This window comes from Cryobacterium sp. TMT1-3 (genome assembly GCF_004402315.1).
Lineage (GTDB): Bacteria > Actinomycetota > Actinomycetes > Actinomycetales > Microbacteriaceae > Cryobacterium > Cryobacterium luteum.
In genome coordinates, this window is the sequence record NZ_SOFW01000019.1 from 14,088 (window position 1) to 35,554 (window position 21,467).

The 21,467-nt window shown below is 63.5% G+C and carries 20 protein-coding genes, 2 pseudogenes and 1 riboswitch; of the genes and pseudogenes, 17 read left to right on the forward strand and 5 right to left on the reverse strand.

Annotation, left to right across the window (positions count from 1 at the left end):
* Positions 1 to 61 precede the first annotated feature (61 nt).
* The 11 genes from E3O25_RS05590 (at position 62) to E3O25_RS05635 (ending at position 10,308) form a co-directional block, all read left to right on the forward strand.
* The gene (locus E3O25_RS05590) at positions 62 to 256 is read left to right on the forward strand and encodes a hypothetical protein (protein ID WP_134360682.1); all 195 of its coding nucleotides are present in this window, start codon (positions 62 to 64) and stop codon (positions 254 to 256) included.
* Between the two features lie 710 nt (positions 257 to 966).
* Entirely contained in the window at positions 967 to 1,344 is a 378-nt protein-coding gene (locus E3O25_RS17880; protein WP_370448729.1) for a hypothetical protein, read from the forward strand.
* On the forward strand, positions 1,341 to 2,123 hold the full coding sequence (locus E3O25_RS05600) for a transposase (RefSeq protein WP_194085944.1): 783 nt from the start codon (positions 1,341 to 1,343) through the stop codon (positions 2,121 to 2,123). Before E3O25_RS17880 ends, E3O25_RS05600 begins: the two co-directional genes overlap by 4 nt.
* A 248-nt stretch (positions 2,124 to 2,371) precedes the next feature.
* Positions 2,372 to 3,235 carry a LuxR C-terminal-related transcriptional regulator gene (locus E3O25_RS05605; RefSeq protein ID WP_134360684.1) on the forward strand — a complete coding sequence of 288 codons (864 nt, stop codon included), beginning with the start codon at positions 2,372 to 2,374 and terminating at the stop codon, positions 3,233 to 3,235.
* A gap of 61 nt (positions 3,236 to 3,296) precedes the next feature.
* The gene (locus tag E3O25_RS17675; RefSeq protein ID WP_255576100.1) at positions 3,297 to 3,779 is read left to right on the forward strand and encodes an enoyl-CoA hydratase-related protein; all 483 of its coding nucleotides are present in this window, start codon (positions 3,297 to 3,299) and stop codon (positions 3,777 to 3,779) included.
* Positions 3,780 to 3,866: 87 nt separating this feature from the next.
* On the forward strand, positions 3,867 to 4,268 hold the full coding sequence (locus tag E3O25_RS17680; protein ID WP_255576101.1) for an enoyl-CoA hydratase-related protein: 402 nt from the start codon (positions 3,867 to 3,869) through the stop codon (positions 4,266 to 4,268).
* Positions 4,269 to 4,270: 2 nt separating this feature from the next.
* Complete coding sequence (locus E3O25_RS05615) at positions 4,271 to 5,542, forward strand: acyl-CoA dehydrogenase family protein (RefSeq protein ID WP_134360685.1); 1,272 nt, start codon at positions 4,271 to 4,273, stop codon at positions 5,540 to 5,542.
* A 169-nt stretch (positions 5,543 to 5,711) separates the two neighbouring features.
* Entirely contained in the window at positions 5,712 to 7,154 is a 1,443-nt protein-coding gene (locus E3O25_RS05620; RefSeq protein ID WP_241988511.1) for an AMP-binding protein, read from the forward strand.
* Positions 7,155 to 7,208: 54 nt separating this feature from the next.
* Positions 7,209 to 8,408 (forward strand): thiolase family protein, encoded by a 1,200-nt coding sequence (locus E3O25_RS05625; RefSeq protein WP_134360686.1) that lies wholly within the window; start codon positions 7,209 to 7,211, stop codon positions 8,406 to 8,408.
* Positions 8,405 to 9,166 carry an SDR family NAD(P)-dependent oxidoreductase gene (locus E3O25_RS05630; protein WP_092112758.1) on the forward strand — a complete coding sequence of 254 codons (762 nt, stop codon included), beginning with the start codon at positions 8,405 to 8,407 and terminating at the stop codon, positions 9,164 to 9,166. The genes E3O25_RS05625 and E3O25_RS05630 overlap by 4 nt, the downstream gene beginning before the upstream one ends.
* A complete protein-coding gene (locus E3O25_RS05635; RefSeq protein ID WP_241984040.1) occupies positions 9,163 to 10,308 on the forward strand; it encodes a CaiB/BaiF CoA-transferase family protein in 1,146 nt (381 codons plus the stop codon). The genes E3O25_RS05630 and E3O25_RS05635 overlap by 4 nt, the downstream gene beginning before the upstream one ends.
* A gap of 14 nt (positions 10,309 to 10,322) precedes the next feature.
* On the opposite strand, the pseudogene E3O25_RS05640 reads toward E3O25_RS05635, so the two are convergent.
* Positions 10,323 to 10,730 (reverse strand): annotated as a pseudogene (locus E3O25_RS05640) (transposase); the annotation flags it as partial.
* Between the two features lie 860 nt (positions 10,731 to 11,590).
* Between E3O25_RS05640 and E3O25_RS05645 the strand changes: the two are divergent.
* The 6 genes and pseudogenes from E3O25_RS05645 to E3O25_RS17690 all read left to right on the forward strand — a co-directional run bounded on the left by E3O25_RS05645 (position 11,591) and on the right by E3O25_RS17690 (position 17,182).
* Positions 11,591 to 12,025: a Fur family transcriptional regulator gene (locus E3O25_RS05645; RefSeq protein WP_092112766.1), complete on the forward strand. Its 435-nt coding sequence runs from the start codon at positions 11,591 to 11,593 to the stop codon at positions 12,023 to 12,025.
* Positions 12,026 to 12,052: 27 nt separating this feature from the next.
* Positions 12,053 to 13,543 carry a catalase gene (locus E3O25_RS05650; protein WP_092112760.1) on the forward strand — a complete coding sequence of 497 codons (1,491 nt, stop codon included), beginning with the start codon at positions 12,053 to 12,055 and terminating at the stop codon, positions 13,541 to 13,543.
* A 592-nt stretch (positions 13,544 to 14,135) separates the two neighbouring features.
* Positions 14,136 to 14,229: riboswitch (TPP riboswitch) on the forward strand.
* The gene (gene thiM / locus E3O25_RS05655; RefSeq protein ID WP_134360687.1) at positions 14,223 to 15,029 is read left to right on the forward strand and encodes a hydroxyethylthiazole kinase; all 807 of its coding nucleotides are present in this window, start codon (positions 14,223 to 14,225) and stop codon (positions 15,027 to 15,029) included. (Overlaps the previous riboswitch by 7 nt.)
* Complete coding sequence (gene thiE, locus E3O25_RS05660) at positions 15,026 to 15,679, forward strand: thiamine phosphate synthase (protein ID WP_166787802.1); 654 nt, start codon at positions 15,026 to 15,028, stop codon at positions 15,677 to 15,679. Before thiM ends, thiE begins: the two co-directional genes overlap by 4 nt.
* Positions 15,676 to 16,113 (forward strand): annotated as a pseudogene (locus E3O25_RS17685) (bifunctional hydroxymethylpyrimidine kinase/phosphomethylpyrimidine kinase); the annotation flags it as partial. The gene thiE and the pseudogene E3O25_RS17685, both read left to right, overlap by 4 nt.
* 91 nt (positions 16,114 to 16,204) lie before the next feature.
* The gene (locus E3O25_RS17690) at positions 16,205 to 17,182 is read left to right on the forward strand and encodes a bifunctional hydroxymethylpyrimidine kinase/phosphomethylpyrimidine kinase (RefSeq protein WP_255576102.1); all 978 of its coding nucleotides are present in this window, start codon (positions 16,205 to 16,207) and stop codon (positions 17,180 to 17,182) included.
* A gap of 517 nt (positions 17,183 to 17,699) precedes the next feature.
* Here the strand turns inward: E3O25_RS17690 and E3O25_RS05675 are convergent.
* From E3O25_RS05675 to E3O25_RS05690, 4 genes are all read right to left on the reverse strand, one after another.
* Positions 17,700 to 17,942, reverse strand: coding sequence for a hypothetical protein (locus tag E3O25_RS05675; RefSeq protein WP_134360690.1), 243 nt, complete (start codon positions 17,940 to 17,942; stop codon positions 17,700 to 17,702).
* Between the two features lie 285 nt (positions 17,943 to 18,227).
* On the reverse strand, positions 18,228 to 18,476 hold the full coding sequence (locus E3O25_RS05680; protein ID WP_134360691.1) for a hypothetical protein: 249 nt from the start codon (positions 18,474 to 18,476) through the stop codon (positions 18,228 to 18,230).
* A 434-nt stretch (positions 18,477 to 18,910) separates the two neighbouring features.
* Positions 18,911 to 19,660, reverse strand: coding sequence for an SDR family NAD(P)-dependent oxidoreductase (locus E3O25_RS05685; protein WP_134360692.1), 750 nt, complete (start codon positions 19,658 to 19,660; stop codon positions 18,911 to 18,913).
* Positions 19,661 to 20,607: 947 nt separating this feature from the next.
* On the reverse strand, positions 20,608 to 21,467 hold an 860-nt coding region (locus E3O25_RS05690; protein ID WP_134360693.1), incomplete at its 5' end, for an IS1380 family transposase.

A 21,467-nucleotide genomic window follows, 5' to 3' on the forward strand; every position in this document is an offset into this window, starting at 1 on the left:
TCGACGCGAGGCTCCTACGAGACGGGGGCAACTATTTCAGCGCCCCACAGTCGAGGCCAATTTGTACGCGTGGCAGTACACGGCCGGTTGGTTCCAGGACCAGACCGGTCTCGACAACTTGACGGTGCTGCAGCCCGTCGACGATGGACCGTTCTCGCTCGTCAACCACTGCCGCTGGGATCACCTGGTCGACGTCATGCCCGATCTGGCGTTCAAGCGCAGCTTTGAAGAACGTGGCCTAAGGCGTGTCTACTAAGGAAACCGTGGTGAGTCAGGCTGCGTTCAGTGGGATGAGTGCTGGTTCATAGCCGAGGGATTGCATTTGACGAAGTAGGCGTTGTTCGGCTCGCAACGGTGAGGATTTCTGCGTCTGACAATTGTCGTTGCATGGCCGCAGCATCGATGAGTTCATGGTAAAGCGTTTCGGTCACCGTTCGGATTCGATCCGTGACATTGGTCAGCTTGAGTTCCGCGAGGAGCGCGAGCAGGGCAGACTGGTCTAGAGCCATCGTGTGATGTGTCTTTCTGTGAGTTCTTTGATCGGTACTCACTGACCATCGCACGGTGGTTCACTACGTTGTTAATCCAACGAGTTCAACCCCGGGAATTACACAGAGATACTGGATGTGACTCTGGTGCGGGGTGACTCAAAATTACACTGACTCCTTTCGAGGTTGTCTTTGAGTGGATCTGTCCGCCGCACCAGAGCTGCTAATGCCGCTTGATCGGGGCGACATGACTTGATAGGAGCCTGGCCAACAGTCTCACCTCTGTGCTGTCTGCCCTCCCGACCCAACGGTGATTTCCCTTCAACGAAGAAACGGGAGTACCGAAGTCATGACAGTTGTAGTTAGTGAACCGCCACAATTCACCATCGCGGTCGAGTTACCACGAACCATCTTCGCCGGAGTTGATACCCACAAAGACACGCACTAGGTCGCTATCGTTGACGACCATGGGCAACCGATCGCCGACAGGGAGTTCCTCGCTGTCGGGAGCGGCTACCGCAAAATCATCGAGTTCCTCCACGCCTACGGCATCGTCGAAGCTGTTGGCGTCGAAGGAACCGGTTCCTACGGTGCGGAACTTGCCCGCGTTTTGGCGAATGCCGGAATGCGTGTGCTTGAGGTCAATCGTGCCAACCGTGCCGAGCGTCGGTTGCGCGGCAAATCCGATCCCCTCGACGCCCACCAAGCGGCGATGTCGGTCTCGCTGGGCGAGGGTTATCAACCCCGCAACAACGCGATGGCGACGTCGAGTCGATGCGGGTCTTACTTGCGGAACGCTCCTCTGCCGCCAAGGCGCGCACTGCCAGTATCAATCAGATCCATGCCCTGTTGGTGAGCGCGCCCGACGCCATCCGGCAAGATTTTCGCCGATACGACGGCAACAAACTCACGGTTGCGCTCTCGCGCACACGACCCACACCGGGCACCACTCCGGAGCTGATCCTGCGGGCATCAGCGAAACGCCCCGCTCTACGCCATCAGGCGCTGACGGCGGATATCGCCCTTATCGACAGCCAACTTGGTCAACTCGCCAGCCGGCAGAATCCGGCTCTCATCGCCGCAAGCGGCGTGGGCCCGTTTGTTGCCGCGCACCTGCTCGCCACTGCCGGCGACAACCCAGACCGCATCTCCACCAAGGCCCAGTTCGCTGCTCTCTGCGGCGTCGCACCCATTCCGGCATCTTCGGGAAAGCGGCAGCGTTTCCGTCTCTCGCGCGGTGGTGACCGGCAAGCTAACGCCGCCCTGCACCGTATTGTCCTGCTACGCAAACGCCACAAGGAACCTCGGACTATGGCCTACATCGCCCGACGCACCGCTGAAGGCCGTTCCGACCGCGACATCGTCCGCTGTCTCAAACGCCACGTCGCCAACGAAATATTCGCATTGCTCACCCAAAATCCCGCTGTCCCTCTGCCCAGTGGACCGCGGCTGCGGCAACGCCGCCAAACCCTCGGCATCGTCCTCACCGACGCGGCAAAACAGCTCAACGTCCCCTACCAGCGCTTACGCCGACTCGAGATAGGACAACGCGCTGACACCGACCTGGAAACCACCTTCAGCGCCTGGCTCGACGACCAATCCCGACAATCGAATCCCACCCCAAAGGCCGCTTGACATCAATAGGAGCATCCACCCGGCGGGACGTGACCGATGAGTGCGAATGTATACGAAGAGGTGAGTGATTACATGACGATCGTTGCATCGGGGAACCCGGTCAGATAATATTCGCTACAGCAGATCAGGCCGCACCGGCGCAATCACCAACAGCGTGATCGCAAATCGAACGGGCCGCTGGCTTCCGAGCTTGGTGCGCCAGACCCTGCACCCCTTCGCCATCGCCGAGCGACCATGAGTGAGAGCTGATGACCACATCCGGAAACTCGTTCTTCCGCCCCAGCGACAACGAGTTGTTGCGCGGCGCAATGCGCACCGTCTCCGAACGCATCGGCATCGAAGTGATGCTGGGCGGCCTTGTGGATCGGGGCGCCCTCACCCTCACAGAGTTCGTCGGCACGTCAACCAGGAGCCTCGTGAACGCGAAGTTGTACTCCGGTGTCGGCATCGGTGGCAGCGTGATGAGACTGGGTAAACCCGTTTCGGTCGCAGAATATGCGACATCGAACGAGATCACCCACCACTACGACCTCGCAGTGGAGGCGGAAGGGTTGCGCGCGGTCGTTGGCATCCCGGTCGTCGTGAACGGCGTCGTGCGCTCCGTGTTCTACTGCGCCAGCCGCTCATTGATCAACCTCGGCGACCGGCTCCAGACGCACCTGGCGGACTACGCGGCCAAAATCGCGCGCGAGGTGGAGATCCGTGACGAGGTTGACCGTCGCGTGTCAATGCTCCGCATTGCCACTCAGTCGACCGCGATAACGAAGATCGAGGCGGCGCGGGCCGAATCGCTGCGACACGCTTTCGCGAAACTGCGCGAGATTGCACGGACCGTGGATGATCCGGAGCTCGCCGCCCGGATCGCGGACGTGTCTGCGGGGCTGAAACAGTTCGGCCCGGTGCCTGCTCATGAAACCCCCCTGCTTTCCGCCCGCGAGCTCGATGTCGTGTCACTCGTTGCGCTCGGCTGCTCCAACGCCGAGATCGCCACGCGCCTCTCGATTCAGGTGGTCACTGTAAAGAAGTACCTGCAGCACGCGATGCAGAAGCTGGCGGCCAGGCGGCGCCTGGAAGCGGTCGTGACCGCGCGCAGTCTCGGCCTCATCCCCTAGAGAGCGGCGGAAGCCACCCACCTCCTTTGGAGGGTGCCGGCATCATTTCGGTTCACATAGTGTGAACCAGAAGTTCCGGGCTGCTCCCGGTGCCGACCCAATCGACGTCAAGGGAGATGTCCATGCGGACTTCCGTACGCACCAGGCGGGCAACACCGCCACCGCCACCGCCAGCACCGGCTCGGGTGACGATCACGATCACGGCTGGAACCACGGCGAAGAGCGCACTGTGACCCAGGACATGCGCGTCAGCCACGATGGCGTCGTTCGGGTAGAGCAGTTCGGCCATGTGCTCCTCATCACGCTGAACCGACCGGAGGCCAGGAACGCGATCAACCCTGAGTTGACCCTGGCCCTTGGCGAGGCCGTCGAGGCCTTCGACGCCGATCCGGACCTTCGCGTCGCCGTCATCACCGGTGCGGGTTCAGCATTCTGCGCGGGCCAAGACCTCAAGAACCTCGCCTCCGGCGGATCCGTCACGCCCACACACCGACCAGAGTGGGCTTCGCCGGGTTCGTTCGCCACTTCACGGCGAAGCCGATGATCGCCGCTGTCAATGGCTTCGCCCTCGGGGGTGGCATGGAGATCTGCCTCGCTTGCGACCTGATCGTGGCCAGCGAAACCGCGTTCTTTGGGCTACCGGAAGTCACTCACGGACTGTTCGCTGCGGGGGGGTGGCCTACCTCGGATCGCACAGCAGGTCCCGCCGAAGATCGCCGCCCGATGGGCACTCACCGGCGCGCCAGTCGCGGCCCAAGAGGCGGCTCGATGGGGCCTCGTGAATGACGTCGTACCCCCTGATGATCTTCTGGCTGCAGCTCTCGAGTTCGCGCGTACCATCGCGGGAAACGCTCCGCTCGCCGTGCAGAGCACGAAGCGGCTCATCCACGAAACCGTGACCGCGTCGGCGTGGGAGCCGAAGCCGTGGGATGCGATCGACTCAGAAATTGACAGTGTGTTTTCCTCTACGGACGCCGCGGTGGGTACCACGGCGTTCGCGGAAAAACGCCCACCCGTTTGGAGAGGAATATGAATATGACCATCCTGAACACGACACTCGACCAGAACCAGAACCAGAACCAGGACCAGAACCAGAACCAGAACCAGGACCAGAACCAGAAACCCGACCACGAACCGGCTGACCGTTTGCTGCCCTACCCAGACGCCGATCTTCTATTCGTGACCGAACTCCTCCCGCGGCAGGAACGGGAACGCCTCGCCGAACTGCGCGCATTCTTCCAAGACGAGATCCGCCCGCTCGCCGTCGACCACTGGAACCGCGGGGCGTTCCCTTTTGGACTCGTACCAGAGTTGGGTGCACGCGAACTCGTGCGCCTGCACCTTGAGGAAGACAGCTCCCTCTTTGCGGGCCTCGCCCGTATGGAGTTGGTGCGCGCCGATCTCTCGATCGCCACCTTTCTTGGGGTGCACAGCGAGCTGTTCACCTCCGCAGTCAAACTCCTCGGCTCAGACGCGCAGCGGGAACGGCTGCTGCCCGACCTTATCTCGCTCCGGAAGATCGGATGCTTCGCGCTGACCGAGAAGGACCACGGCTCCGACATTTCCCGCAGCATGGCCACGACGGCCACCCGCGATGGTGATGAGTGGATCATCAACGGGGAGAAGCGCTGGATCGGCAACGGGACTTTCGCCGACTACGTACTCGTCTGGGCGAGGGATACCGCCGACGACCAGATCAAGGGATTCATCGTCGAGAAGGATCGGCCCGGTTTCTCTTCCAAGCTCATCGAGAACAAGATTGCGGTCCGAATCGTGCAGAACGCGGATCTCACCTTCGACAACGTGCGCATCCCGTTCGAGAACTGGCTACCCGGAACGAAAAGCTTCATCGACACCAACGGATTGCTCCTGAAATCACGCGTCTGGGTGGCATGGCAGTCCGTCGGCATCCAGCTTGCGGCCTTCGACGTCGCACGGGAGTACGCGGTCAAGCGCCTGCAGTTCGGTCGACCGATCGCCTCATTCCAGCTCATCCAGGAACAGTTGGTGCGAATGATCGGCAATGCGAACCTGACCCTCTCCCTCCTCGTGCAGATCGCACGGCTGCAGGAAGAGGGCAGCCTCACCATGGATCAGGCTGCGCTTGCCAAGGCAATGGGCACGACACGCATGCGGGAAACGGTCGCCCTGGGGCGATCCATCCTCGGTGGCAACGGAGTCACGACCGACTTCGAGATCGCGAAGATATTCGCAGACGCCGAGGCGGTCTACTCCTGGGAAGGCAGTTACGAGGTTAACGCTCTGATCGTCGGGCGGGCCATCACCGGTATTTCCGCGTTCGTGTGACACCAACATACGACGACACGTCAAGAAAAGAGAACTGACAATGACTGAAGTAACACACAACCGCGCCGCCGAGACCGTCGCCTCTTACCTGAAGGCGTACGACGACCCGACCGCTTCTGCGGCACATCTCCTCTGCGATGTGCATGACCTCGCTTCGGTGGCGTTCACGGTGATCGACAGTGAGCTTAACGCGAAGGATCTCAGCTATGGGGAACTTGCCGCGGACTCCAAGCGATTCGCGAATGCGCTCACGGCGCTCGGCATCGGGCGTGATGACAAGGTTGCGACCCTGAGTGGCAAGAGCCGCGACCTGGTCGTCGCCTTAGTCGGGATCTGGCGGGTGGGAGCGGTTCATGTTCCCCTCTTCACTGCCTTCGCCACGCCCGCCATCGACCTGCGTCTGTCGGCCAGTGGCACGCGGGTCGTCGTCGTCGATCCGGGCCAGCGCTCCAAGCTGGAGTCGCTCGAAGGGCTGACCATCATCGAGACAGGCGACGAGTTCGAGAGACTCCTGCGAGAGAATGAACCCGAGTTCGATTCGGTCGCTGTGGGCAACGACGGCGTTATCGTCGAGATCTTCACAAGCGGAACCACGGGGACCCCGAAGGCAGTGCCCGTACCCTTGCGCGCCGTGGCATCCTTCCGCTCCTATCTGCACTTTGGACTGGACGTCAGGAAGGACGACGTCTTCTGGAACGTCGCTGACCCTGGTTGGGCGTACGGTCTCTACATCGGTATCATCGCGGTGTTGGCCGAGGGCACACGCAACCTTCTCGTGAAGGCTGGCTTCAGTGCCGAACTGACGGCGGAGGTGATCAGGAAATTCGGCGTCACCAACTTCGCGGGCGCCCCGACGATCTTCCGAGCCCTCATTCGTGAGCCGAAGGCGCAGGGACTCACCCCCCGGCGAGCCTCGTCGGCCGGGGAGCCACTGACCGACGACATCCTCGAGTGGTCGCGTAAATCATGGGGGCTGGAGGTACGCGACCACTACGGGCAGACCGAACTCGGAATGGTCATCGGCAATGGTTGGCACGATGACGTCTCTGCGGACATCATCCACGGGTCGATGGGCCAGCCGCTGCCCGGCTTCACGGCCACCGTGCTGGACGGCGAGATCGTTTTCGACGTACGCAACAGCCCGCTGTACTGGTTCACGGGCTACGCAAATGCTCCGCAACAGACGAGCGAGCGCTTCACACCCGACGGACATTGGTACCGGACATCCGATGTCGCACAGGAGAACCCCGATGGCTTCTTTTTCTTTGCCGCACGCTCCGACGATGTGATCTTGATGGCGGGCTACCGCATCGGGCCATTCGAGGTGGAAAGCGTGCTCCTCAGTGACGACAGAGTCGTCGATACGGCCGTGGTCGGCAAACCCGACGAACGGCTTGGTGAGGCACTCGTCGCCTACATCGTGCTCGCCGATGGGACGAAGGGCTCAGCGAGCCTCACGAAAGAGCTGAAGCAGGTTGTGAAGGAGGGCTTCGCGGCCCACGCCTATCCGCGCCGCATCTTCTATGTCGACGCCCTACCCAAGACCCCGAGTGGCAAGGTGCAGCGGCACCTCTTGCGCCAGATCGAGGACAACGCGCCCGTCACCGCGTAGCCCACCGACCAGTCCCCCGGGCCGCACCTGGGCGGCCCCAAGAAAGGAAACCCATTGGAGAATGTTTTCATTATCGATGCGCTGCGCCTCGCATCTGGCAGGGGCAAGGCCGGTGGTGCGCTCTCGAGCTACCACCCGGTCGAGCTGCTCGCCGACGTTATACGTCCCCTTGTGGCCCGAAACGACTTCGACCCTGCAGCCATCGACGACGTCATCATCGGATGCCTCGCGCAGCTCGGCGAGCAGGGTCTGAACATTGCCCGCAACGCCGCCCTGGCTGCGGGCCTGCCCGTCACAGTGCCCGGCACGACCGTTGACCGACAGTGCGGGTCCGGCCTGCAGGCGGCAAGCTTCGCCGCTGCAGGCATCGCCGCAGGGATCTACGATATCGTGATTGCGGGCGGCGTCGAGATGATGAGCAAATTCCCGATCAACTACGCGACGCTGGGGCAGGACCCGTTCGGGCCGAGCATTCGGGAGCGTTTCGAGGGTGGGCTCGTCGGCCAGGGAATCTCCGCCGAGCTGGTCGCGGCGCGGTGGGGCCTCGACCGCGCCACCATCGACGCATTCGCGGCGCGCTCGCACCGCCTCGCCGCGCAGGCCGCCGACCAGGGTTTGTTCGACCGCGAGATTCAACCGGTGATCGTGACGCGCGCCGACGGCTCGACGGCCGTGCACAATCGTGACGAAACAATCCGCGCCACCACGACAATCGAGGGACTCGGCGGATTGAAAACCGCCTTCGACTCCGAGGTGTACGCCCGGCGTTTTCCCGAGATCGACTGGCAAATCACGCCAGGCAACGCGTCACCCCTGACAGACGGGGCGAGCGCCGTGCTCCTCGCGAGCGCCGCGAAGGCCGCCGAGCGGGGGCTACGCCCCCGTGCACGATTCGTCGAGGTCGCTGTCGTCGGATCCGATCCGATCGAAATGCTCACCGGCGTCATCCCTGCTACCCAGCGGGTGCTGGCCCGCAGCGGACTGAGCATCGACGATATCGACGCCTACGAGGTGAACGAGGCCTTCGCCCCCGTGCCCCTCGCCTGGCTACAAACGATCGGTGCTAACCCCGACAAACTCAATCAGCGCGGCGGCGCCATTGCCCTTGGACATGCACTCGGCTCGACCGGGACGCGGCTCATCACTACCCTCCTCAACGTTCTCGAAGACACGGGTGGTCGTTACGGACTGATCGCTATCTGCGAGGGACAGGGCATGGCGAACGCCGCCATCATCGAGAGGATCCCATCATGAACATTGACGGATCCGTCGCGCTCATCACGGGCGCAGCATCCGGACTGGGGCTCGCCACCGCGAAGACACTGCACGCCGCCGGAGCGAGCGTCGTACTCTTCGATCTTCCTGGCACGCGAGCGGGGGCCGAGGCGGAAGTCCTCGGCGAACGCGCCCGCGCAGCCGAAGGCGATGTCACCGATCCCATTCTGGTCGAAGCTGCGTTCGAGGTTGCGTCAGAGCTCGGCCCCGTGCGCATCGTGGTGAACTGTGCGGGAATCGCCACGCCAGGCAAGATCATCGGGCGGGAGGGTCCCCTCGATCTCGCGACCTTCGAACGCGTCGTGCGCATCAACCTAGTAGGAACCTTCAACGTGCTCCGGATCGGCGCCGCCGTCATCGCTGCAACTGAGCCAGTCGGCGAAGAGCGCGGCGTCATCGTGAACACCGCCTCCGTCGCGGCCTTCGATGGGCAGATCGGCCAGCCCGCCTACGCCGCATCCAAGGCAGGCATCGTCGGGCTCACCCTCCCGGCAGCACGCGAGCTCGCCAGCTTCCTGATCCGCGTCGTCACAATCGCGCCAGGCATCTTCGAGACACCGTTACTCGCGGGGCTTCCCGAGGCGGCGCGCAGGTCCCTGGGCGAGCAGGTCCCGCATCCGTCTCGCCTCGGCAAGCCAGAGGAGTACGCAGCACTGGTGCGGCACATCGTCGAGAACCCCCTACTGAATGGAGAGACGATCCGTCTTGATGGCGCCATCCGGATGGCGCCACGGTGACGACGCCCACGTTGACGCAGGTTCCCACCGCTGGGCCGCTCGTCGGGATCCGCGTCGTCGAGGTGGGAAGCATTGGGCCAGGGCCACACGCGGCGATGATTCTTGCCGATCTGGGTGCCGACGTGCTTCGTATCGAACGGGAGCGGACAGTGGACCTGGGCGTCTACCCGAAAGAAAACGACACAACTCTCCGCGGCCGAACCCGGCTGCAGGTCGATCTCCGTGATATCACCCAGCGCGAGCACGTTCTCGACCTGGTCGATCGCGCCGATGTTCTCATCGAGGGCTTCCGGCCCGGAGTGGCGGAGAAGCTCGGGATCGGACCGAACATATGTCTTGGACGGAATCCTGCCCTGGTCTATGGGCGAATGACCGGGTGGGGGCAAACCGGGCCGTTCGCCCACAGCGCCGGGCATGACATCAACTACCTCTCTGTCACCGGAATCCTCGACGCCATCGGGCCAGCCGACGGCGGCCCGATCATACCCCTGAACCTCGTCGGCGACTTCGGTGGCGGGTCAATGTTTCTCGTCGTGGGCGTTCTCGCCGCGCTGGCCGAGAGGCAACGCTCAGGACGAGGTCAGGTCATCGACTCCGCCATGACCGACGGAGCCAGCGTGCTCGCGCACATGATGTGGAACATGCGGGCTCACGGAACGTGGCAGGAGGGGCGCGGCCACAACTTCGCCGATGGATCCCACCCGTTCTACGACACCTACCGCTGCGCCGACGGCAAGTATGTGGCGGTGGGGGCACTCGAGCCTCCGTTCTTCGCCCAGCTCCTCTTCGGCCTCGAATTAGAACCACAGCTGGCCGCCGAACAGTGGAACCGAGAACTGTGGCCCATCCTGCGTGAATTGTTCGCGGGTGCGTTCGCGAGCCGCAGCCGTGACGAATGGGCGGAGGCGTTCGCCGGAACCGACGCCTGCGTGACACCCGTGTTGAGCTTCGATGAGGCCCGCCTCCATCCGCAGCTGATGGCCAGGCATGTCATCGGTACCATCGCGGGCATCGACCAGCCCATGCCCGCGCCGCGGTTCTCGCGCACGCCGCCCGCCGTGCCCCCGTCACCGCTCAACGCGCACGCCCCGATCGCAGATGCCCTGGCGCGTTGGGGTGCGCCCGTCAAGTCTTTTGTGTAAGTGTCGGGAATTGGTTAGAGGTGGGGGTTGATTCGGTCGGGGTAAATCATCACGAGCTGGCTGAGGGCTTGCTTCCAATTCGTGGTGACTTGGCCTTCGACGAGGCGGCCTTCGGCGTTGCGTTTGACGCCTGCGGCTCGACCTCGTTCCTTGGCTCGGTCGCGGGCTCGTTTGTCTTCGATGTTGCAGATGGCGAGCCAGAGCATCTTGATCACGGCGTCGTCGTTGGGGAAGTGGCCGCGATTCTTGGTCACTTTCCGCAGTTGGAAATTCAACGATTCGATGCTGTTCGTCGTGTAAATCACCCGCCTCAGCTCGGGCGGAAACGCGAGGAACGGGGTGAAACGTTCCCAAGCATCTTCGAACGTTTTGACGGCCGTGGGGTATTTCACGCCCCGCGGCGACGCCGCGAACTCGGTCAACTCGGCCTGCAACCCGCGCTCGAGGGCCGCTTTGATCAGGCCGGGCACGAACCCGCCCTCGCCGGTAAGTTGCATCGTGCCGGCATCGATCTTCGCGAAGAGACCATCGAGAGCGCCGCTACCGCGCAACTCCTTGATCGCATCGGCGGCCGCACGCTGGGCCGGGGACTTCGGTGCTTTCAGCTTCTCATTTCGTTCTGTCATGACCATTAGTGTCACTCCTTCAAATAGATCCGCAACCCCTTACACAGACCATCTGACACCCTCTCCCGTAGCGGCGCTTACGTCGACTCGAGATAGGACAACGCGCCGACACCGACCTGGAAACCACCTTCAGCGCCTAGCTCGACGACCAATCCCGACAATCGAAACCCGCCCAAAGGCCGCTTGACATCAAAAGGAGCATCCACTCGGGGGGACGCAACCACGCCGAAGCCGCAAGCGATGTATTTACTCAACGCGCAACCTCTGTACTTTCTGACGGTGGAATTGTGCTCTCTGGGCACTATCACTTTAGGCACACCGCCAATGAGATGTTCACCCGCCCCGGAAAAATTAGTGCTCCTATTTGGCTTCGCAGCGAAATACTCGGCGCCGAATGGGGCGAAGGTGCTGGCGGACTGCTCGACACGAAAACACTCGAAGTACAGACCTGGGCTATCAATCAAGCGTCCGCGCGCGTTAGATACCACGCGCTGCTCACGCGGCCTGACTGGTTGTTGAACGTCTCCCGGGGTGACGTTCAACAACCACGCCGAAGCGGCGATTCTCAGATGAGGCAACGAATACAGCTAACCGAGGCTTCTTATAAGTCATCACATAATCTTGAATTATTCAAGACAATTGGTAACATGGGTGCCATGATCACCTCCACTCCAAAGATGCTCAGCGACAGCATTCGTGGTGCCGGCCTGAAGGTCACCGAGTCCCGCCTCGCGGTGCTCAAGGCTCTCGAATCCCAGTCGCATGCCGACGCAAACACAGTGTTCGACTCCGTCAAACTCGACCTGCCTGGCACCTCCCTGCAGGCTGTCTACGGCGTGCTCACCGCCCTCACCTCGGCCGGTCTGCTGCGAAAGATCGCCCCCGCCCGCTCCTCAGCGCGCTACGAGCTGCGCACCGGCGACAACCACCATCACGTCGTCTGCACCCGGTGCAGCGCCGTTCAGGACGTCGACTGCGTCGTCGGAGAGGCACCCTGCCTCACCCCGTTGCACGACAGCGGCTTTGCCATCCACACCGCAGAGGTCACCTTCTGGGGACTCTGCCCCGCCTGCCAACTGACCAATAGCTAGTCCGCAACAACCAGTCAAGGAGATATTGTGACGAACATTACAACTCAGAGCGGGTCGCCCATCGGTGAAAACGAGCACTCGCTCACCACCGGCCCCGACGGCGTAACCGCCCTTCACGACCGCGTACTGGTCGAGAAGCTCGCGGCGTTCAACCGCGAGCGTGTGCCGGAGCGCAACCCGCACGCCAAGGGCGGCGGAGCGTTCGGCGAGTTCGAGGTCACCGAAGATGTCTCGGCGTACACCCGCGCGGCCGTGTTCCAGCCTGGCGCCAAGAGCGAGGTGCTGCAGCGCAACTCTTCCGTCGCCGGCGAGCAAGGTTCCCCCGACACCTGGCGCGACGTCCGTGGCTATGCGCTCCGTTTCTACACGACCGAGGGCAACTACGACATTGTCGGCAACAACACCCCGGTTTTCTTCATTCGTGACGGCATCAAGTTCCCCGACTTCATCCACTCACAGAAGCGCCTCGGCGGTTCCGGTCTGCGCGACGCAGACATGCAGTGGGACTTCTGGACCCTTTCACCCGAGTCGGCCCACCAGGTCACCTACCTCATGGGCGACCGCGGCCTCTCCCGCTCGTGGCGTGAGCTGAACGGCTACAGTTCGCACACCTACCAGTGGATCAACGCCGAAGGCGGTCGCTACTGGGTGCAGTACCACTTCAAGTCACGCCAGGGTGTACACAACATCACCGCTGAGGAGGCCGAGAAGATTGCCGGTGTTGACGCGGATTACTACCGTCGCGACTTGCACGACGCCATCGAGCGCGGCGACTTCCCCACGTGGGACGTCTTCGTGCAGATCATGCCCTACGAGGATGCGAAGACCTACCGATTCAACCCGTTCGACATCACGAAGGTCTGGCCCCACGCCGACTACCCGCTGGTGAAGGTTGGCCACTATACGCTCAACCGCAACCCGGTGAACTTCTTCGCTCAGATCGAGCAGGCAGCGTTCTCGCCCTCGAACCTCGTGCCCGGCATCGACATCAGCCCCGACAAGATGCTCATGGCCCGCGTGTTCTCCTACCCGGACGCGCAGCGCGCCCGCATTGGGACCAACTACAACCAGCTCCCGGTGAACCAGCCGCACGCTGCCGAAGTGCACAACTATGAGCACGAAGGCCACATGCGCTACCAGTTCAGCGATGCGACCGCGCGCACTTATGCGCCGAACTCGTACGACGGCCTCGTCGCCGACCCGGTCGCCGCCGGTGAGGGTGGCTGGGAGACCGACGGCGAGCTCGTTCGCGCCGCACAGACCCTGCACTCCGAGGACGACGACTTCGGCCAGGCGGGCACGCTGTACCGCGAGGTCTACGACGACGGCGCCAAGGCCCGCCTGCTCGAGACCCTCGTGGGCCAGTACAGCGCACTGACCGTCGACCGCATCAAGGAGCGCTTCATCTGGTACTGGACCTCGGTCGACTCCGACCTGGGCGCCAAGATCACGGACGCCCTCACCACGGGCGCACACACGGCCAACGCCGAGGCCCAGCCCGTGAGCGTAGGCGAGTAACACCACGCACCACACGATGGCTGGTTCCCCTCGGGGAGCCGGCCGTTGTGCTTTCGAGGCCGCTCTCCCTCCGCCTCCAGAGCGAGCGGATATCCCTCGACCGTGCACTCGACTGAGCTGTTGTTGGTGAGCTGCAGGTCCTATTCGTCTATCCGGACATCGTCAGCCTGACGCCGCCGACGAACAGATACCAAATCCTGACACGCTAAACCCATCGTCACCGGAGAAGACGCCCACATCGTCACCCCGGGAGACGTTCAACACCGGGTAATTGACTAACAGCTCGTTGGCCAATTGGGAGGTGGCCGTGAAGAGACCTGATTCGCTGGCCGCCTGCGGACACCTAAATGAGCCTGCCCCTGGGGAGTGGGTGAGACGTTTTTCCGAGACGTTCGGCTGCGTCGGTAATACGCGGGATCGAGTGTCGAGATCCGGGCGCACTTGGCGTCTTGGAAAGCTGTACTTTTCTGAGACAGTGCGTCGCTGGCCTTCTTGTACACCTGTGCGCCTCATAACTAACAGAGAGCGCGGATGTTTGGCCGCGTCCAGGATTGGATGAGAACGAGGGCGCTGCGATACGCTAGGCCGTAAGCCAAGTGACACGGGGTGCTCCATCTGGAGCTGAGATAACACCCGTTGAACCTGATCTAGTTAGTACTAGCGAAGGGATGTCGCGCATATGCGCACGCCAGAAGACCTGATTCCTTTCACCTGTTCAGCTCTCGACGGGGTGCGGTCTCACCCGCCGCTCGTGCAGTGCATTACCAATAGTGTTGTGGTGAACTTCACCGCGAACGTGCTGCTCTCGCTCGGTGCGGCACCCGCGATGGTCGACATTCCGGGTGAGGCGGGCGCGTTCGCGCGGGTCGCATCCGGGCTGCTCGTTAATCTCGGTACCCCCACCGTGGAACAACGCGACGCGATGGTCGAGGCCGTCACCGCCGCGAACGACGCCGGCACACCGTGGGTGCTCGACCCCGTTGCCGTTGGTTTCCTGCCCGTGCGCACGCCGCTGGCCTTCGCCCTGCGCGACCTGCGACCCACGGTGGTGCGCGGAAACGCGTCGGAGATCATCGCGCTGGCGGGTGCCGGCTCCGGTGGGCGCGGGGTCGACTCGTCCGACGAGGTGGATGCCGCACTGGCCGCAGCAGACGCACTAGCAGGCATGACCGGTGGGGTGATCGCCGTCTCCGGGCCCGTCGACATCATCACGGATGGCCGTGAGCTGGTGCGCATCGACAACGGGCATCCGCTGCTCACTCGCGTCACCGGCGGGGGCTGTGCCCTCGGCGCGGTCATGGCTGCGTTCGCCGCGGTCGACGACGACAGGTTCGCCACCACGGTGGCCGCGGCCACGGTTTACACCGTCGCGGCCGAGCTTGCGGCAGAGTCCGCCGCCGGTCCGAGCAGCTTCGCTGTCGCCTTTGTGGACGCCCTGGCCACCGTCAGCGCGCAGGACATCGCGCGCCGGGCGGTGCTCCGATGAACCTCGACTTGTCGCTGTACTTGGTGACCGACTCGGCGCAGGCCGCCGCGGCCGGTAGCAGCATCGTGGACGTGGTGTGCCGCGCCGTTTCTGGGGGAGTGAGCGCCGTGCAGGTGCGTGAGAAGGAGACCGGCGGGCAGGAGTTCCTCGACACCGTTCTGCGCATCGCGGATGTGCTCCCGGACACCGTGGCGCTGATCGTGAACGACAGGGTCGACGTGTTTCTGGCCGCCCGTGCTGCCGGACGCCGGCTGGCTGGGGTGCACGTCGGACAGTCCGACCTGCCCGTTGGCGCGGTGCGCGACCTCGTTGGGGGTGACGCGGTGATCGGGCTCAGCGCGTCGACGGATGCCCAGCTGCGCCGCGCGGCCGAGGATCCGGCTTTGGTCGACTACGTCGGCATCGGCGCGCTGCACGCCACACGTACCAAGAGTGACGCGCCCCCTGCCCTGGGGCTGGTCGAGTTCGCTCGCCTGGTCGGGGTTAGCACGCTGCCGGTCGTGGCCATCGGCGGGGTCGGCCTGCGCGATCTGGCCGCCCTCCGTGAGTGCGGGGCTGCGGGCGTCGCGGTGGTGTCGGCGATCTGTGCGGCGCCGCACCCCGAGCACGCCGCCCGCGAATTGCGGGCAGCGTGGGGAGCGACGGCATGACCGGCGCATCCCCCCGCATTGCCCGCGTGCTGAGCATTGCTGGTACCGACCCGACCGGCGGAGCGGGCATCCAGGCTGACCTCAAAAGCATTGCGGCGAACGGGGGCTACGGCATGGCCGTGGTGACCGCACTGGTTGCGCAGAACACCCACGGTGTGCGCTCGGTGCACGTGCCGCCGGTTTCGTTCCTGCGTGAGCAGCTGCACGCTGTGAGTGACGACGTCGAGATCGATGCCGTCAAGATCGGGATGCTGGCCGATGTGCACGTCACCCACACCGTGAGCGAGTGGCTCGGCCAAGTGAAGCCCAGGCTCGTAGTGCTCGACCCTGTGATGATCGCTACGAGCGGCGACCGGCTGCTCACCGAGGAAGCCGAGCAGGCTCTCCGCGACCTGCTGAGCGTCGTGCACCTGGTGACGCCCAATATCCCGGAGCTGGCCATCCTCGCCGGTTCTCCTGTGGCGACGAGATGGTCGGCGGCGCTGCGCCAGGCGCAGCAGGTCGCTGAGACGGTACGGGGTCCTCGTGCTGGCCAAAGGCGGGCACCTCGCCGGTTACCTCGTGCCAGATGCCCTCGTCGATGCCCACACCGTGCGAGAGTTTCCCGGGCTGCGGATCTACACCCCGAATACCCACGGAACCGGGTGTTCCTTCTCCTCCGCCGTCGCGACCAGGGTGGCGTCCCGGGCCGGCACGGCCGCGCCGAGCCTCGCGCACTGGGGAGACGCCGTCGCCGAGGCGAAGCTCTGGCTGACCGAGAGCATCGCCCACTCCGGCGACCTGCAGGTCGGGTCCGGCCACGGTCCGATCCAGCACTTCGCCGGACTGTGGCAGCGCGGCGGCCTGCAGACCCGGCCCAGCCCGGCGCAGGTGGCCGAGTCGTGGTGGCACGACATCCGTGACATCCGCACAGACACCGACGAGTTGCCGTTCATTCGAGCGCTTGGGGACGGCTCGCTGCACCGGGAGGCCTTCGTTTGGTACCTCGCCCAGGATGCCCTGTACCTGCGCGACTACGCCCGGATGCTGGCCGTCGCGAGCCGGCTCGCCCCGACCGCCACCGAGCAGGCGTTCTGGGCGGCCAGCGCGCACGGCGCGATCGCCGCCGAACTCGACCTGCACTCCAGCTGGATTGCCGACGAGACCCTGGCCGGCGTGCAGCCCAGCGAGACGACGACCGCCTACCTGAACCACCTGGCGGCCGCCGGCGCGAGCGGCGACTACGGCGTGCTTGTCGCGGCGCTGTTGCCGTGCTTCTGGATGTATCAGGATGTCGGTAGGCGGCTGCATCCGCTCTCGCACGACGCGCATCCGTACCGCAGCTGGCTGGATACCTACGCGGATGAGGAGTTCGCTGCCTCCACCGCCCGCGCAATAGAGATCGTCACCACGGTTGCCGCCACCGCGGATGAACCGTCGCGGCACCACATGGCCCAGGCGTTCCGCGCGTCGGCCGGGCACGAGCGAGAATTCTTCGCCGCGCCCCTGATCAGCCGTCGGTAGGAGTGCAGGTCCATCCTTTCGCGCCCCCAGCGGTTACCGGAGCGGCCACTCGTCAGGCAGACTGCGGCCTATGGACGGGCGAGACAGGAGCTCAGTTGCGGAGGATGAGTTCGCACAACTGCATGGTGCTGACGTTGTCAGCGGCGTTGCTTGAGGTGACTTCATGCGCTGGGGTTGCGCGGCGAGAGGCTTCAACCTCGCCCACGAAATCGCGCAGGTGCAGGTCTCGTTTTGATGCCGGAGATGGCGCTTTCGGTGGGTGTGAAAAAGTCGTGACGTTCTGGCCGACCCGGCGCCAGCTTGTGCGTCTGCTGGAGTGCGAATCTGCAGGACCAGGCGTGCGACATCTGTGATCAGCACGTGACCGGTGTCGCCGGAGACTCGCAAGACCTTGGGCTCGCTTGAGTATGAGGGTAGGCCGCTGAGGTGCAGCGTGCTGACCATGCTGGAAGCGAACTGCAGAGTTGAGGAGGGGGCGACGGTCGCGCCGTGCGAATTGGAGTAGTTGACTGCTGGATCAAGAAGAGAACGCCTGGACCGAGCGGATGGATCGGATCGGCCACGGCCTGAGCTGGGCGGTGGAGGACACGCGCCCCGAGGAAGAATCGTGAAACCGCGAGCGAGCAATGATGTCGCGCGCCCCTTGGCCGACCGGCACGACACGGTGCTGGCTGGGGTGTCCGGTGACCGTTCCCCAGTGACCCAGCATCGGCACGATCGGCTGTTGCGTGCACTGGCCCAGATCTGTCTCGATGGTCATCACACGTTTCGACGTCCTGAAACCATTCGAATCAGAAATGCGATCACGGCGAGAACCAACAACACCACGCCGACCCATAGCAGAAAGTTAAGGGACTGCACAAAACCACCGGTGATCAAGAGCACAATCGCAATAATGGCCACAATTACAAATAGCATGTTCATCGTTCTGCTCTCCCTCGTCCTCTACGTTTCTACTAGGTCACCATACATCCCGAGGACACACCGGAAAAGTTTTCGGTCACCTCATCCCGATCACGGCGCCTAAGTTTAATTGGCGTGAGCTTTAATTGCTGGAGTCCTGCTGCGCGGCGAAGGACGCGACCGCTGATTCCAAACGGTCGAACGTGAGGTTCTGGTGCGGCACCTTAATATTGAGGACTTCGAAAGTCGAACCGTAGTGGTGGATGTACCCGAGTACCTTCTCGGGTGAACGCTCGTCTTGCCGCCGGTCACCTACACGCCACTCGTGGTCCGAAAGAGGACGCACTTCGAGGTCTTCTGCCGTGCACGGTTCATGACTGTGATTTACCATTGAATCTCCTTCGTGTTGAACAATCCGTCGAACTCGGTCGATGTTCCACCCGATGTTAGGAGTGACTTGGGGAAAGCGGGCAGCGGCACCATCCGCCGCAAGCTCATCCAGATCTCCACCCTGGCCAGACGGATCGTGCTGCACCTGCCTAAGGATTGGTCCTGGAAAACCGGATGGTCGGCGTTGTTCGCGGCAGTTTGCCACCAGGCGGAGTCCGCGTTGGTTTCGTCAGGGGTCGATTGGTCCTCAGTCGCGCTATGAGCGTGACCAACTTCATGGCTGGCATATCGCGGACCTGATGGCCGTCAGCGCGCGTACTGGTGTCCAGCGGTGGGGGCGGAGAGCCTTGCTTCCATCTGGTTCCTCGCTGCGGCTCTTCAAAGGATTGAGGGCGGGTGCGTTGGTGCGTCCCGCCCACTCGTGGGCCTGGACGGTCAGCGTGCCGAGTACCCACCATCGACGAGGTGGTAGCTGCCGGTGATGAAGCTAGCGTTTTCTGACAGCAGGAATATGACTAGGTCGGCGACCTCATCTGCCGTTCCCAGCCGGCCGATTGGGTGCAGGCCAACGAGCCCGTCATACGTTTCCTTCGGCAGGGTGCTGAGAAGTGGAGTGTCGATGTAACCGGGGCCAACGGCGTTGATACGGATGCCTTTGGTTGCGTACTCGAGGGCGGCCGCCTTTGTCAGTCCGACCACGGCATGTTTTGCTGCGACGTACGATGAGGCGTTGAGTTCGCCGTTGGTGCCGAGAATGGACGATACGTTCACGATGGATCCACCGCCCGATTTTTCGATGGCGGGGATCTCGTAGCGAAGGCTGTAGAGGACGCCGTTCAGATTGACGTTTATGACCTTGTCCCAATCGGAAAGGTCGAGTTCGCCGACGGGGGCCGGGGCCGGGGCGATTCCCGCGTTGTTTACCGCGAGGTGAAGTCCGCCGTAGGTGTCGATTGCGAACTGTACGGCAGCATCCGCTTGTGCCGGAACGGACGTGTCCTGTGCCACTGCTGCGGCGGAGTGCCCGGCCGCCGTGATGTCCTCGGCTACCTTCAGGGCGGCGTCGAGCCTGAGGTCACTGACTACGACGGATGCGCCCGCCGCGGCTAGCTTTCGTGAAATGGCCGCCCCGATGCCGGAACCGCCGCCAGTGACGAGTGCCACTTTTCCCTGAAAATCAGTCATCGAATTATCTCCCTTGTTGCTTGCCTGAGCCATTCGCTCGCCACCCTACTCGGGCCAGCTCTCCGAGGGCTGCGAGGGCTCATTCCGATTCGTCCTGCCTCAAGGGGTATGCGCACCGGTCCTATGAGGTTGCGCTAGCGACAGGTGATGGTCTTGGGGGACGTTGGGTACCGAGTGAGTATGCCCGCGACGTCTTTGACGGTCCGGATGGCCGTTCACGACCTGACGTCGTCGCCGAGCGCCTTGCCCAGTGTCGCCTGATGTCTTGCGCTACCGACGATTCCGCACCCCTCATGAGGGCGCGCAGCGCGTCACCGAAGTCGATAAGGTGAGTATCTCCCGTGGTAGTGAGTTGGTCGATTACGACGTTGCTCAAATGCTCGCACGATCGACAGCTGGCCTGGCTTCGCCGCGCCGATCGGCGAAGCGCGGAAACGGCGGATCGGAACGTGGCACGCTTGGTCGCTAGTGCCCGCCGTTGGGCAGGCGCATCGCCAGTAGCGTAGCCAAGCGTCGTCGTTGACGCTCGCCGCTCTCCAGTCCGCGACAGTCGGGCGTCGTCAAGTCGGTGACCGTCCGAAGCGCATTGGATAAGCCTCGATCCACCGGTCCGCCGTGAGTGAGCGTGGTCGCTGAATTCTGAGCGGTGTTTTGGTGGTGGGCGCGGCGAAGTTGTCGGCCTTGCTGCCGANGCCGTTGACCCGTACGGTCTTCTAGCGAAGTCCGGCCGTTGGTACCTGGTAGCCGATATCGACCGCGTGCCTAAGCCTCGATCCACCGGTCCGCCGTGAGTGAGCGTGGTCGCTGAATTCTGAGCGGTGTTTTGGTGGTGGGCGCGGCGAAGTTGTCGGCCTTGCTGCCGATGGTGTTCCGTGATCTTCGGTGCCGTGGGGCTGGTGGTCAGGTGGGGACNTGTTCCGTGATCTTCGGTGCCGTGGGGCTGGTGGTCAGGTGGGGACGGTCTGCGGCGGGCCGCAGGCCGCTGCGAATGCGGCTGTCCAGCCGGTTTCCCATGGCCAGCTGGCCGGCAGATGCAGACGAATTTTCCGGGCTGAGGTGGAGATTCGGGCGGGGATGTTGATGAGTTTGCGGCGGATGGTGCCGCTGCGCGCTTTGCCAAGATCGGTGCCGGCGAGTGAACCAACGGCGCGGGAGAGGTTGAACGCGATCGTGGCCAGCACGAGCCAGGCCGCGTTGGCCGTGAAGACACCGGAGGGCAGATGGGCCAACGCGCTGTCCTTGAGATCGGCATTAATTTGCTCGATGATCGCATGCTGGCGATGGGTCTGATCGGCCGTGACGGTGTCCAGATCGCTGGTCGTGAAGAACGCGTGAAAGCGGTGCGTGTCGAAGAGGGTCGGTTGTCCTTCGCTCGCTTTCTGGTTCAGTTCGGGGATCCGTCGCACGACCAGGCGGCCCGTGATGCGTTCGGATTTCTTGCGTGAACTGAACGCGGTGAAGGTCACTTCGGCGACCTCGGCGGACGAGATCCAGGCACCGGTGTCCGCGTCTCGGATCGCGTCGGTGTAGTTGATCGTGGTCCACTGGTCGTTGCGGATCGTGGCGATGGCCCGCTTGACGGCGGGGTCCATCCGAGCGGTGATGGATACTTTTGCTCCAGCGCGGTGCGCGGCGGCGGCGACCGCGTGGCCATAGAACGCGCTATCGGCGCGCAGCAGCATGACGCCGGTCGCCGTTGCGCTGCGGAGGCGTTTCACGGTGGCGAGGACGTCGCCAACGAACTTGCCCGCCCCGCGGGGAGATCCCGTCGATCCTTTCCGCAGCCGCGACCCGATGATGATTGGTG

Excerpts from the sequence above, each read along its gene's own strand:
- E3O25_RS05605 (WP_134360684.1), top strand. The coding sequence starts at position 2,372 with ATGACCACATCCGGAAACTCGTTCTTCCGCCCCAGCGACAACGAGTTG.
- E3O25_RS05615 (WP_134360685.1), top strand. The coding sequence starts at position 4,271 with ATGACCATCCTGAACACGACACTCGACCAGAACCAGAACCAGAACCAG.
- E3O25_RS05630 (WP_092112758.1), top strand. The coding sequence starts at position 8,405 with ATGAACATTGACGGATCCGTCGCGCTCATCACGGGCGCAGCATCCGGA.
- E3O25_RS05645 (WP_092112766.1), top strand. The coding sequence starts at position 11,591 with ATGATCACCTCCACTCCAAAGATGCTCAGCGACAGCATTCGTGGTGCC.
- thiM (WP_134360687.1), top strand. The coding sequence starts at position 14,223 with ATGCGCACGCCAGAAGACCTGATTCCTTTCACCTGTTCAGCTCTCGAC.
- thiE (WP_166787802.1), top strand. The coding sequence starts at position 15,026 with ATGAACCTCGACTTGTCGCTGTACTTGGTGACCGACTCGGCGCAGGCC.
- E3O25_RS05675 (WP_134360690.1), bottom strand. The coding sequence starts at position 17,942 with ATGACCATCGAGACAGATCTGGGCCAGTGCACGCAACAGCCGATCGTG.
- E3O25_RS05680 (WP_134360691.1), bottom strand. The coding sequence starts at position 18,476 with ATGGTAAATCACAGTCATGAACCGTGCACGGCAGAAGACCTCGAAGTG.
- E3O25_RS05685 (WP_134360692.1), bottom strand. The coding sequence starts at position 19,660 with ATGACTGATTTTCAGGGAAAAGTGGCACTCGTCACTGGCGGCGGTTCC.